This is a genomic window from Shewanella sp. Isolate8 (assembly GCF_022398495.1).
GTDB lineage: Bacteria > Pseudomonadota > Gammaproteobacteria > Enterobacterales > Shewanellaceae > Shewanella > Shewanella aquimarina.
Genome location: NZ_JAKEVI010000001.1, coordinates 1004042 through 1017652 on the forward strand (window position 1 = coordinate 1004042; position 13611 = coordinate 1017652).

Genomic DNA, 13611 nt, shown 5'->3' on the forward strand with positions numbered 1-13611 from the left:
AACCACCGCTGTTAAATATAGAGCAGAAAAGCGGTAAAACCTAGGCTCTACAAGGGATAACGAATTTTCGATTGTCTCAAAATGGATAAAAAGTGTCTCAGCTGGGTTTGAAAGTCTGAGATCCTTAAGTGAAATTTATCATTCCTAAATAGCCATTTAGCATGGCTAAACTCATCAAATTTGGTAGTAAAAAATGAAGATTCTAGTCACAGGTGGAGCCGGATTTATCGGCTCTGCGGTCGTTCGTCATATTATCAACAATACACAAGATAGCGTAATTAATGTCGACAAGTTAACTTACGCTGGCAATCTTGAGTCACTCGTAAGCATAGATAAAGATGAAAGATACGCTTTTGAGCAAGTTGATATTTGCGATCGCGCTGAACTAGATAGGCTCTTTAATGAGCACAAGCCAGATGCTGTTATGCACCTAGCTGCTGAGTCTCATGTAGACCGTTCAATTACAGGTCCAGCTGACTTTATTCAAACCAATATCGTTGGTACTTACACCCTTCTTGAAGCGACTCGTGCTTATTGGAACGAGCTATCTGCAGATAAAAAGACAGCCTTTCGTTTTCATCATATTTCTACTGATGAGGTTTATGGTGACTTACCTCATCCAGATGAAGTGCAAAATTCAGACGAGTTACCCTTATTCACTGAAACCACTCCTTATGCTCCTAGTAGTCCGTATTCGGCATCGAAAGCATCTAGTGATCATCTTGTTCGCGCTTGGTTACGCACGTATGGTTTGCCAACAATTGTGACCAATTGCTCAAATAATTATGGTCCTTACCACTTCCCTGAAAAACTTATCCCTCTAGTGATTTTGAATGCATTAGAAGGCAAGTCATTGCCTGTTTATGGCAAAGGTGACCAGATCCGTGATTGGCTATACGTAGAAGATCATGCACGCGCTCTATATAAGGTGGTTACTGAAGGTGTGATTGGTGAAACCTATAACATTGGCGGTCACAATGAAAAACAAAATTTGGAAGTAGTACAAACTATCTGTGCCATTTTAGATGAGTTAATGCCTAAGGATGCCCCTTATGCAGAACAAATTACCTATGTGACAGATCGTCCAGGTCATGACCGTCGTTATGCCATTGATTCCAGCAAAATGAGTAATGAACTGAATTGGTTGCCTGAAGAGACCTTTGAAACAGGACTTCGCAAAACGGTACAGTGGTATCTTGATAATCAGGTTTGGAGCCAACGTGTGCAAGACGGTTCTTATCAAAGAGAACGTTTAGGCGTAATCAGTAGCTCACAGGAAGGGGATAAGTAATGAAAGGGATTGTTTTAGCAGGCGGTTCAGGAACACGCTTATACCCATTGACCCGAGGTGTATCTAAACAGCTTTTACCTGTTTACGATAAACCGATGATTTATTATCCCCTTTCTACGCTTATGCTAGCGGGGATTCGTGATATTCTGATTATTACAACTCCTGAAGATAAGGATAGCTTCGAACGTTTGTTAGGTAATGGCCAAGATTTTGGCATTAACTTGCAATATGCTGTGCAGCCAAGTCCTGACGGCTTGGCACAAGCTTTCTTGATCGGTGAAGATTTTATTGGGGACGACAGCGTTTGCTTAGTGCTGGGTGACAATGTTTTCTACGGCCAGTCATTTAGCCAGCAATTAAAGCGTGCCTGCGAATTTAGTACCCAAGGGGCGGCAACAGTATTTGGCTATCAAGTGAAAGATCCAGAGCGTTTTGGTGTGGTGGAATTCGATGAAAACATGAAGGCGGTATCTATAGAAGAGAAACCACTTGAGCCAAAATCCAACTATGCAGTCACCGGTTTGTATTTTTACGATAACCGAGTAGTGGATATGGCAAAGCAAGTTAAACCTTCTGATCGCGGAGAACTTGAGATCACAACTCTTAATGAAATGTATCTCAATGACGGCTCGCTGAATGTGGAGCTATTAGGTCGTGGTTTTGCATGGCTGGATACCGGTACTCACGAAAGTTTACATGAGGCATCTTCATTTGTGCAAACCATTGAAAATGTACAAGGCCTAAAAGTTGCCTGTTTAGAAGAGATTGCTTGGCGCAATGGCTGGCTATCAAATGACGAGCTAATGACTATTGCCAAGCCGATGCTGAAAAATGCTTATGGTCAGTATTTACAGTCGTTAATTAAGTAGCAGGGCACGTGATGAAAGTATTAATTACCGGGTGTAACGGCCAAGTGGGTCACTGCTTGACAGAGCGTTTAACCAAGCAAGCAGAAGTACTGGCGTTAGATTATGAAGGATTAGACATTACTGATCATGACGCGGTGCTAAATACTGTGGCAGAGTTTCAACCCAATTATATTATTAATGCTGCGGCACACACAGCAGTTGACCGTGCTGAACAAGAGGTTGAGCTTTCGTATGCGATTAACCGCGATGGGCCAAGTTATTTAGCACAAGCGGCAAAAGAGTGTGGCGCGGTGATGCTGCACATTTCTACCGACTATGTGTTTGATGGTATGGGCGATAAGCCTTATCAAGAAAGCGACAGCACCGAACCTCAAGGTATTTATGGGCAAAGCAAACTGGCGGGTGAGCAAGCCGTCGCAGAAAGCTGCCCTGAGCATTTGATTTTACGTACCGCTTGGGTATTTGGTGAACACGGCAATAACTTTGTAAAAACCATGCTGCGCTTAGCACAATGCCGTGATGAACTGAGCATTGTAGGCGACCAGTTCGGCGGCCCTACTTATGCCGGTGATATTGCCGATGCATTGATTGCAATGGTGCAACATCTAGAGCAAGGTAAGCAGGCCAAGTGGGGGGTTTATCACTTTTCTGGTATGCCTTACGCCAGTTGGTTTGATTTTGCCAGCGCAATATTTCAAGCCGCAGAGCAGCGTGAGTTGCTCACCGGGCAACCTAAGCTTTCGGCAATTCCAACCTCATCCTATCCAACCCCGGCCAAACGTCCTGCAAATTCTCGCCTAGATTGCAGAAGAATAGAAAATCAGTTTGGTATTAAGCCAAGTGATTGGAATGCCGCATTAAACAATATTCATGCTTATAAGTAGTTAAAATTATGAAAGTTATTGATACCAAAATTCCTGACGTAAAAATTATTGAGCCAACCGTGTTTGGTGACGAACGTGGTTTCTTTATGGAAACATGGAACCAAAAGCGTTTTGAAGAGTTAGTGACAGGTAAGCCAACTCAATTTGTGCAAGACAACCATTCAAAATCGAAAAAGGGCATCTTGCGAGGGTTGCATTACCAAACTGAAAACACCCAAGGCAAATTGGTCCGTGTGATTTCTGGTGAAGTGTTTGATGTGGCGGTGGACATTCGCAAAGGTTCACCTACTTTTGGTCAATGGGTGGGTGAATACCTTTCAGCAGAAAACAAACGCCAATTATGGGTTCCGGAAGGGTTTGCGCACGGTTTTTATGTCACTAGTGATGAAGCAGAATTTGTTTATAAATGTACGAATTATTATGACCCTAACTCTGAAAGCTCTATCATTTGGAATGACACTAACCTCAATATATCTTGGCCTATAATAGGAACTCCAATTCTTTCAACGAAAGATAAATTGGCTCAACCAATGGACAATGTTAATGGGTTGTAGCATTAAAAGTCTGTCTAGAAACCCTTTTTTTTATCAAATATTGAGTATTATTTTTGCGATAACAAAAGGTTTAGTTTCTATTAAACTACTGGTTTTAATGGGTAATGTTGAGTATGTGGTAGTTACCCAAATAGCAGTCTTCGCGGCAATGTTATATCAAGTATCTATTTTTAGTTTTGATGGGCCATTTGTAAAAAGTGCGATTAACTCTTTAAATTCAGAAATTTATTCTTTCGGTCTAAATATCGTTACATATGTATCTATTTTATTTTTCCTAACTATAGGTTTGCTGGTGCCTGAATTTTATATGTTCAGAATGTGGGGAAGTGAGATCGGTATAATTTATGTGTATTTTTTTATGTTGTATTCAACAGTATATATATTGAGTTGTCGAAATTTAATTTATTTTCAATCACAAGGTGATTTAATTTCTTACGCTAAGTATCAGTTGTTGCAATACTCAGGGCAATTACTTTCAATTATCATAGGATTTGTATATAACTCTTTGGAGTTGGTTCTGGTAATGATGATAATGTTTGAGTTACTATTGTTATTGATAGGCGTGAAATACTCTAGACAAATATTTTATATCAGATCTGTTGTAAAGCCATTGTGTTGGCTACGTGAAAACTTTGAAATGGCTTTGGCGCTAATTTTATCAGTACTTGCAATCTGGCTTATTAATAATAATGGTCGACTTATTATTCCGCACTTAGGAAACTTAGAACAACTAACTGTTTATGGCGTCAGCATGTCAATTGCTTTGTTAGGGGGAGTTTTTATTAATCCATTTTGTGCAATACTTTTTCCAGTACTAGCCAAAAATGACAAAGTAATTAGTAAAAAAAATAAGACATTCATTGGTCTATTTGTTGTAAGTGTTATCACATTTCTATCCACATTATTTATATTGTTTTTTTCTTCTGAATTACAATTGATTATTTCAAAGGCTGAGTTATTTCCTGGATATATTTTTTATTCTTTATCTGCATGTACATTTATCTTGTTAGGTAATTCTAGAGTGTATTCACTTTTTTTTATAACAAATAACAGTGTACGGAAATCATCTGGAATGTATCTGTTAAATGCATCGCTAACATTTTTTTTATGCATTGCTTTATTTCAATATTTTAGTGTTTTAGCTATCCCACTTTCAATGTTGATTGGAGTTGTTCTATCTCAGATTTTTTATTTTAATGAGATAAAATATATTTACTACGAAAACCCCTATAGTAGAATAAGACATTCAGGAAGTATATTAAACTTATTTGTGATTGCTGCTCTATTTTCCCCTCTTCTATTCGATAACGCTAGTTTTATTTTTAAATTGATAGTCTTTATCGGAGTTGTTTTTATTTATTTCACTTTAATTCTTAATGTGTATCATTTTCGTAAATTATCTGAAGATTTTCAGACTGTTTTTTTTAAAAGGTAGAATAATGACTTTAATGAAGTTGGTTAAAATTGTTTTGAGAAAAATAAATAATGATACAAGTATTAAATATAAAAATTTAAGAATAGGTAAGAATTGTCAATACTCCTTAGATAATCTTGACGGAATCGCTCCCCAACTGATAAAGATGGGGGACTCATGTGTGATAGCACCTAAGGCTGTAATATTGACACATGATGCCTGTTTATTACCTAGCACCGGAAAATACATCTTTAAAGAGGTCATTATTGGGAATAGAGTTTTTATCGGTTATGGTGCTGTGATTATGCCAGGTGTAAAAATCGGTGATGATTGTGTTATTGGCTCTAACTCTGTAGTGACCAAAGATGTTCCATCTGCTTGTGTTTACGCAGGAATTCCTGCTAAGCATATTTGTTCGTTAACAGAGTTGCAGGATAAAAACAGTGAAAACTTATCAGTTGCCGCTTTTGATTGGGAAACGGAAATAACTCCTGAAAAGATCGTATTACAACAAGAAAAATTAGGGGTGCATAATAATAATGGAAAATAATGGTAAAGTAAGTATTATTGTAGCAGCTTATAATGCTGAACGCTTCCTAGAGGAATGTATCAAAAGTGTTTTAAATCAAACTTATAATAATTGGGAGTTAATTATTGTCAATGACGGCTCTACTGACTCGACAAAGGAAATTGCAGAAAGCTATTTATCTGAAAAAGTTAAAGTAATCAATCAAAGTAATCAAGGTGCTATAACTGCGAGAAACGTTGGTTTTTATCATGCTGAAGGAGAGTTTTTAGTAATATTGGATGCGGATGATATTATATATAATACTAAACTAGAAAAACAAGTTGATTATATTCGCTCCTTTGATTCATGCGAAAATGTTTCTTTAGTTTTTGGTCGCTCTCATATATGTGATGAGAATCTTCAAATTACTAGGGAGGCAGCTGTGCATATGCCTGATGAAAATTACTCTTATAGGAACAAAATATTTGAAACTAATCTATTTCCAATTCATGCTGCTATGTTTAGAAAAAATAATTTGAAAAAACTACATTCACTTGATGATATTACAATTCCAGATTGGGAACTTTGGCTAGAAGTGATTGAGTATGGAAATTTCAAATTTCATAATGATTTCGTTTGCGCATATAGGCATCATGAGTCTATGTCAGCTAAAAAGGATATGAGTGAATTTCAAATAAAGCAAAGAGAAGGTATTTTAAAAAAAATTGTTGTGTCACCTAGATTTTTAATTGCAGACGATCGGGTTAAATTCAATGTTTATTATAGTACGGCGAGGTCTATTCACAAATTTAGCGGTTTTAATAGAGCAGTGTTCTATTATAAAAGTGCACTAAAATATAATATATTCTCCATAAAGTGTATTGTCGGATTAATTTTTGCATGGTTTAAGTTTAATGTTTAGAGGTTTAGACTATGGTTTAGCAAGATTTTGTTTTACACTTGTTATGTACTTTTCCATAATATTCCCAATTGTATTTCAGTCTGTGAAATTATGCATTCTATTATTGTCATTAATCTGCTTGCTCCTATTTTTTTATCGGAAAAGGTTTAAAGTTTCTTATGCCAAATATAATATATTTTTCACATTGTTTTTTAGCTTTATTGGTCTATTGTGGAGTTATTACGGATTGTTGAGTGGTAACCCTGGTTCACTTCCATTATTATCTGTAATGTTTTTTTATCCAATACTTTTCTTGATTTTTAGTTTTCTATACCAGACAGACCTGAGAGCAGATAATGTTTTGGTTTTTTTCAAAATTTCATCGTGGTCATTGGTCATACTTCAATTGGGTTTCATTCTATCTTTTTTTGGTGCAGATGGTCAGTTATTTTATGATTTCATTCATTCAGTATACAGTGATCTTGCAGTTATAGATGCTGGAGATTCTCATTTAGTTTTCACACTACCCAACGTTAGTAGCCTATTGTTTTTGTTGCCCTTTGTTTTTTCATACTACTTATTTTCTGATAAGTCTAATTCATTGGATCTTTTACTTGTTTGTTTGATGTTTATCATTGTTATCTTGAGTGGGCGAAGAGCATTTTTTGTATCAGTATTTATATCCCTGTGTTTGGTTTTTATTTTAGCAATATGTTTTGGCTTGTATACAAAAAAAATGAATAAAAAATTGTTTATCCTAGCTGCATTTGTCTTATTATGCATTTCTTATGTCTTTATGTTTACAAGTTTTGAACTTAGGACAGTTATTGATAATATTAGTTCAATTATAGACTTCGAAAGTAACGTTGATAATATTGAACGAGTTTTACAGTTTTACTCTTTATTTAATGGCTATGCAGATAACCCTCTTCTTGGTCTTGGTGCGGGTGCGGTAGGGGATTATATAAGATCTCCGGAACAACCTTGGGCTTATGAGTTGTTCTATTTGGCATTTCTTTTTCAGTATGGAACAATTGGTAGTTTAATATTTTTATCTGGTATATGCTATATATTATTCTCACTTACTTTGAAGTTGAAATTAAATTGTATTTCTGTTTTTGATAAAACGATTATCCTTTGTGTTATCGCTGGTGTTGTCAGTTTTCTGATTGCAAATGGAAGTAATCCATATTTAGCAAAGTTTGATTACATGTGGATAGTGTTTTTTCCTTTATACTTTAATATTTATATTTCAAACATACATAATTTTCAGTTAAAAACCTTGGGCAATAAATGATATATTCTATTGTTATACTGTACAATCCTGATGTTAAAGATAACGAATATTACAATATTGTTGATAATAGTGATTACACTTATTTTGTCGACAACTCTATGGATGACAATTTAAATTTATTCAAAGGCTATGACGCTAATAAGTTCGCATATATTGGATTAAAAGATAATCTAGGTATTGCTACAGCGCAAAATGTTGCTTTAATGGAAATTTTGAAAAACTCTACTTGTGATACTGATGAGGTCATTTTTTTTGACCAAGATAGTAGAGTTAACAAAAATTTCATCAATGATTTATCAAAGTCTTATCGTACTCTTAACCATTTAAATATTTGTGCTGGTCTATTAGGTCCTCTACCTTTTAATAAAAATACAGGAGAATCGTATCCTGTAAAGTCTAAAGTAACTGAGAGGGTTATAAATCAATTGCCAAATAATTATATCGCACTTGATTGTTTGATTTCCTCTGGTTCGATTACTAGTGTCGGAGTTATCAAAAAGTGCGGTTTGATGAAAGATGAGTTATTCATTGACTCTGTAGATCATGAATGGTCATGGAGAGTTTTGAGTCATGGCTTTATAAATTTATTAGACACTAACATTTCTATGGGGCATTTATTTGGGGATGGCGATATTCAGTTCTTAGGAATTAATATTAGAAAGGGTAGCCCAATACGATATTACTATTCGTTTCGGAATTGGTTCTATCTTTTCAGATTGGAATATGTACCTTTTAAATATAAAGTTAACACCTTGATTAAGATGCCGTTAAAATTTATTGTGTATTTGTATGTATTTGACAGGAAATTGATTAGGTTTAAGTATATGTCAAAAGGTATTTTTCATGGAATAATTAATCGTTTGGGAAGGTATTAGAGGGTTGTTAATTATGAAAAGGACTGCTTTATTTGTATGTTCATATACACCTTCACTAGTCAACTTTCGAGGAGATTTGATTTCAAAGTTTCTTGATGAAGGCTGGAATGTTGTTTGCTTAGGGCCTTCTGACACTCCAGAGGTAATAGGTAGGGTTAAAGAGTTAGGAGTTGATTTTATACCTGTAAATATTGATCGAAATGGAACGAACCCTCTTAATGATATAACTTTTTTCTTCGATTTATTGTTGAATATTTTAAGGTTGAAGCCTCAGTTATGTATTTCATACACTATTAAACCAGTTATTTATACATCACTCGCGTCGCGGTTGCTTTTAGTGCCAACTCGTCTGAGTATGGTTACTGGATTAGGTGAATCTTTTGCAAGTAACGATGGTGTAAGTTATAGTACGCATATTACTTTTAAAAAGAAGTTAGTATCTTTTTTGGCCCGCAACTTGTTCAAGTTAGGTCTTCACTGCAGCACTCATATTCTTTTTCAAAATAACGATGATCGCTCTATGATTATCAAAAATAGTAGTGTGTCTTCAAATAAAATGGATGTTACAAATGGTAGCGGTGTTAATATGCGCAGTTTTCCATTTAGAGAGCGACACGTTTCAAACTCTTTAAAGTTCGTAATGGTTTCTCGTATTATAAAACCTAAAGGAATATTGCAGTTTTTAGAATGTGCTCGAAGAGTAAGAGAACGTTATAAAAATGCAGAATTTCACTTGGTTGGCTGGTTTGAATCTGGTGGAGATCTCTCTATAAACGATTTGCAATCATATATTTCTAATGGAGACATAATTTTTCATGGGAAATCAAATAATGTTTGCGACATACTGAATGAATGTGATGTATTTGTTTTGCCATCATATTACCCGGAAGGTACTCCTAGGACTATTTTAGAAGCTATGTCATGCGGCATGCCTATTATAACTACTGATTCTGTAGGGTGTCGTGAGACTGTCATTAGTGATTTTAATGGTTATTTAATCCCACCATTATCTACAGATAGCTTAGAAAGTGCTTGTTTGAATTTTATGAACGATTGCTCACTTGTTACAAAGATGGGAAAAAATTCATTTCAACTTGCTTCTGAAAAATATTGCGTCCATAAAGTTAACAATAGTATATTTAAGGCTTTAGGTATTTAAATGTTTAAACGAATATTGGATTTTTTAGTTGCATTATTAATATTGATTGTATTTTCTCCCTTAATGGTTGTAATATATTTTTCTGTTATGATTTTCATGGGGCGGCCAGTAATTTTCAAGCAAGATAGACCTGGTCTTAATGGTTCAATATTTAGTTTGTGCAAATTTCGAACAATGACTGTTGGCAATACACATGATTCTTTACGTTTGACTCCTTTCGGTAAACTATTAAGGCTAACCAGTTTAGATGAATTGCCAGGATTATTTAATGTATTGAAAGGTGATATGAGTTTGGTTGGACCAAGGCCACTACTTGTTGAATATTTACCCCTTTATAATGTTCATCAGGCTCGCAGGCATGAAGTAAGGCCTGGTATTACTGGATGGGCGCAAGTTAATGGAAGAAATGCAATAAGTTGGGAAAAGAAGTTTGAACTTGATGTTTGGTATGTCGATAATCGCAGTTTATGGCTAGATATCAAAATTCTATTGTTGACCGTAAAAAAAGTCTTCGTGAAAGAGGGTATTTCTGCTGAAGGCCATGTAACTGCCGAGCCTTTTAAAGGTAATAGCCATGACTAGGTGTGCAATTATAGGTGCAAGTGGTCATGGTAAAGTGGTAGCCGAACTTGCTGAGTTAAATGGCTATCAAGAGGTCGTTTTTTTTGATGACCGTTGGCCCAAACTCACAGAGATTGAGCACTGGTCGGTAAAAGGTAATTTAGAAAAATTGCTCACAACTGCATCCAGCTTTGATCTTACTGTGGTTGCGATTGGTAATAATAAAGTAAGGTTAGAAAAGCAGAAGAAGCTAAGTTTAGCTGGTGCCAAATTTTCTGTATTGGTGCATCCCAATGCGACTATTAGTAAGTATAGTCAAGTTGGGGGGGGCACGGTTGTGATGGCTAATGCTGTGATAAATTCTTTTGTTAACGTTGGTGAGGCTTGCATTGTTAATACTGCCTCGACAATAGATCATGACTGTCATTTAGCTGATGGCGTACACGTTAGCCCTGGATGTAATCTTGCCGGTGGTGTGACTGTTGGTGAAGGTACTTGGATCGGTATTGGAAGCCAAGTAAAGCAACTTATCTCGATTGGTTCAGGTGTCATGGTAGGGGCAGGTGCAACTGTCGTTAGCAATGTAGCTGACTTACAAACTGTTGTTGGTACGCCTGCGCAGGTAGTAAAAAAATCAAAATAAAATTTTCAAAATAATCTCTATTTAGGTGACATTGTGCTTAATACTCCATTTTCCCCTTGGCCTTCTTTTACTCAAGAAGAAGCCGATGCAGTTAGTCGTGTACTGCTATCAAACAAAGTAAACTATTGGACGGGTAGTGAGTGTCGTGAATTCGAAAAGGAATTTGCAACGTGGGCAGGGTGTTTGCACGCAGTTGCTCTTAGCAATGGCACCCTTGCGCTTGACGTGGCGCTCAAAGCATTAAGTGTTGGTGCTGGGGATGAGGTCATTACTACACCTAGAACGTTTCTTGCTTCAGCTTCTTCGATTGTTACTGCTGGTGCGACCCCTGTTTTTGCCGATGTAGATCTTAATAGTCAAGCTATTACAGCTAAGAGCATCGAAACGGTTTTAACGTCGAAAACCAAAGCTGTCATCGTTGTTCACTTAGCAGGTATGCCTGCAGAAATGGATGCCATTATGGCTCTTTCAGAAAAACATGGCTTTTATGTCATTGAAGATTGTGCGCAGGCGCACGGTGCTAAATATAAAGGCCGTAGTGTTGGTACGATCGGTCACATTGGCGCCTGGTCTTTTTGCCAAGATAAGATTATGACTACAGGCGGTGAAGGCGGCATGGTAACCACTAATGATAAAGATTTGTGGGCTAAAATGTGGTCCTACAAAGATCATGGTAAGAGTTTTGATGCTATTTATAGTCGCGAGCATCCACCAGGCTTTCGTTGGTTACATGAAAGCTTCGGTACGAACTGGCGTATGACTGAGCTACAAGCGGTAATTGGTCGTATACAATTGACTCGAATGCGGCAATGGACGTCACGTCGCCAGGCCAATGCGGCGCAAATTGAAGAAGCTGTTAAAGACTTACCTGTGGTGCGCAGGGTTGAGGTGCCTGAATATAGTGAGCACGCCGAATATAAGCACTATTTGTTTGTTCGCCCTGAAAATTTGGCTGATGGTTGGACAAGGGATAGAATTGTTGAAACTATTGTAGAGAGAGGCGTACCAGCTTATCAAGGTAGTTGTTCAGAGGTTTATCTTGAAAAAGCATTTGATAATACGCCATGGCGTCCAAAAGAGCGTTTAGCAAATGCCGTTGAACTTGGTGAAACCAGTTTAATGTTCTTAGTTCATCCTACATTGACTCAAGCGGAAATAGGTAAAACATGTGACGTTATACGTCGTGTGCTGCTGTCTGCACAAAAGTAGTCCATTGCAGCTTATTTATTATTGGAAGAGACACTGTAATGCCTTGGTTTAGCAACAATGTTGCCGATGCAAATCGGCTCAGTTTGCTATGAAAGAATGATTTAGTGTCTCATGAGCGGAATTCGGTTCCCAAAATCGGTAGCTTTGAGTTTCCTATTCTCCAAGGGGTGTTGCTCGTTATTCCTTGTAGCTTGTATCCTTTCGTAACAAGCTTCAATGGTGATCCCTATGGCATGATTGATGTGATAACATGAGTGTCTTAGCGATTGTATTGTGGTCTAGTCCCGTACTCCCGATTTCAGATAATAACTGCGACACTCATGGAAAGTTGTAGAAGAGGAAGCCAACTGCTGAAAGTGGTACGCTCTTCTTGCCAAAGAAACAAGCAGTACTACCATGAGTTATCAGCTGTTGATCGAGGGCAGAAGATACCAGATTTCTGCCCTTTTGGAACGGGGCATTTCAGTTGTAGCAGTTGCACGCACAGTTAAATGTCATCGTTCAACCATATATCGAGAACTAAGACGAGCAAACCAAGATGGCCACTATTGCTCGAGTGACGCTTCTCAGCGCACTATTCAGCGACGCAAAGGTGCAAGTAAGTACCGGATACTTTGGCAACGCATTGAGTTAGTTTGTTTGCTTTTACAGATGGATTGGAGTCCAGAGCAACTAGCCAACGTGCTAACTCACATCGGTCAAAGTGTTAGTTATGAGTGGATTTGTCGGTGTGTGACGAAAGATAAACGCCAAGGTGGCAAGCTATATCGCCATTTATGACAGGGGCATAAGCGTTATCGTCGAGGCAAGAAAGACAAAGCACCAGCGATTAAATATGCCGTGTCTATCGATGAGCGACAACTGGTGGTCGATGATAAAGCCCGCTTTGGTGATTGGCAAATCGATACCGTGTTAGCCAAACATGGGACAGGCGCGATGTTGACAATTTTAGAGTGAAAAACGCGATTTTATTTGGTCAAGAAAGTGGCCTCTAAATCAGCAGAAGATGTGACTCAAGCGACTATCGCACTACTTGAGCCTTATAAGGATTATGTGCACTCGATTACGGCAGATAATGGACGTGAGTTTGCGGGTCATGAAACAATAGTGGCGGCCTTAGATATCCACGTGTATTTTGCTCATCCACAAAGTTCTTGGGAAGGTGGAGCTAATGAAAACGCCAATGGGCTACTGCGAAAAATATCAAAAAAGGGCACAGATTTAAGGATAGTCAAAGATGAGGATATTGCTTATGCGATGTCGAGGACTAACCACCGCCTAAGGATATGTTTAGAGTTCAAGCAGCCTGCTGTCATATTTAAACAAATGACGATGGATGCTTGATTTGGCGTGTGTCGCCTTTCAGAGTTGAATTCGGGCCTGTATAAATGTAATAGGCTTTGCATTAAACAAATTTATTAGCTTTATTGATTTTAACGGCTAACT

General features: G+C 37.3%; 13 protein-coding genes and 1 pseudogene. All 14 read left to right on the forward strand.

The features are described 5' to 3' along the window. Positions 1–193: 193 nt before the first annotated feature. The 14 genes and pseudogenes from rfbB to L1D43_RS04420 all read left to right on the forward strand — a co-directional run bounded on the left by rfbB (position 194) and on the right by L1D43_RS04420 (position 13509). Positions 194–1291 (forward strand): dTDP-glucose 4,6-dehydratase, encoded by a 1098-nt coding sequence (gene rfbB, locus L1D43_RS04355; protein WP_239850077.1) that lies wholly within the window; start codon positions 194–196, stop codon positions 1289–1291. Then, a complete protein-coding gene (gene rfbA / locus L1D43_RS04360) occupies positions 1291–2160 on the forward strand; it encodes a glucose-1-phosphate thymidylyltransferase RfbA (protein WP_239850078.1) in 870 nt (289 codons plus the stop codon). Before rfbB ends, rfbA begins: the two co-directional genes overlap by 1 nt. 11 nt (positions 2161–2171) lie before the next feature. After that, positions 2172–3044 carry a dTDP-4-dehydrorhamnose reductase gene (gene rfbD / locus L1D43_RS04365; RefSeq protein ID WP_239850079.1) on the forward strand — a complete coding sequence of 291 codons (873 nt, stop codon included), beginning with the start codon at positions 2172–2174 and terminating at the stop codon, positions 3042–3044. 8 nt (positions 3045–3052) lie between these two features. After that, positions 3053–3598, forward strand: a complete 546-nt coding sequence (gene rfbC, locus L1D43_RS04370) for a dTDP-4-dehydrorhamnose 3,5-epimerase (RefSeq protein ID WP_239850080.1) — start codon at positions 3053–3055, stop codon at positions 3596–3598. Beyond that, positions 3588–5033 carry a hypothetical protein gene (locus tag L1D43_RS04375; RefSeq protein ID WP_239850081.1) on the forward strand — a complete coding sequence of 482 codons (1446 nt, stop codon included), beginning with the start codon at positions 3588–3590 and terminating at the stop codon, positions 5031–5033. Before rfbC ends, L1D43_RS04375 begins: the two co-directional genes overlap by 11 nt. Positions 5034–5037: 4 nt before the next feature. After that, a complete protein-coding gene (locus L1D43_RS19845; RefSeq protein WP_275659046.1) occupies positions 5038–5562 on the forward strand; it encodes an acyltransferase in 525 nt (174 codons plus the stop codon). Beyond that, positions 5552–6442, forward strand: a complete 891-nt coding sequence (locus L1D43_RS04385) for a glycosyltransferase family 2 protein (RefSeq protein ID WP_239850082.1) — start codon at positions 5552–5554, stop codon at positions 6440–6442. The genes L1D43_RS19845 and L1D43_RS04385 overlap by 11 nt, the downstream gene beginning before the upstream one ends. 226 nt (positions 6443–6668) lie before the next feature. Continuing rightward, the gene (locus tag L1D43_RS04390; protein ID WP_239850083.1) at positions 6669–7718 is read left to right on the forward strand and encodes an O-antigen ligase family protein; all 1050 of its coding nucleotides are present in this window, start codon (positions 6669–6671) and stop codon (positions 7716–7718) included. Positions 7719–7816: 98 nt separating this feature from the next. Further along, positions 7817–8593 (forward strand): hypothetical protein, encoded by a 777-nt coding sequence (locus tag L1D43_RS04395; RefSeq protein ID WP_239850084.1) that lies wholly within the window; start codon positions 7817–7819, stop codon positions 8591–8593. 13 nt (positions 8594–8606) lie between these two features. Further along, positions 8607–9752, forward strand: coding sequence for a glycosyltransferase family 4 protein (locus L1D43_RS04400; protein ID WP_239850085.1), 1146 nt, complete (start codon positions 8607–8609; stop codon positions 9750–9752). Then, positions 9753–10334 (forward strand): sugar transferase, encoded by a 582-nt coding sequence (locus L1D43_RS04405; protein WP_239850086.1) that lies wholly within the window; start codon positions 9753–9755, stop codon positions 10332–10334. After that, entirely contained in the window at positions 10327–10956 is a 630-nt protein-coding gene (locus tag L1D43_RS04410; RefSeq protein WP_239850087.1) for an acetyltransferase, read from the forward strand. Before L1D43_RS04405 ends, L1D43_RS04410 begins: the two co-directional genes overlap by 8 nt. A 33-nt stretch (positions 10957–10989) precedes the next feature. Next, the gene (locus L1D43_RS04415) at positions 10990–12165 is read left to right on the forward strand and encodes a DegT/DnrJ/EryC1/StrS aminotransferase family protein (protein ID WP_239850088.1); all 1176 of its coding nucleotides are present in this window, start codon (positions 10990–10992) and stop codon (positions 12163–12165) included. Between the two features lie 396 nt (positions 12166–12561). Continuing rightward, positions 12562–13509, forward strand: a pseudogene (locus tag L1D43_RS04420) (IS30 family transposase). Positions 13510–13611: the final 102 nt, after the last annotated feature.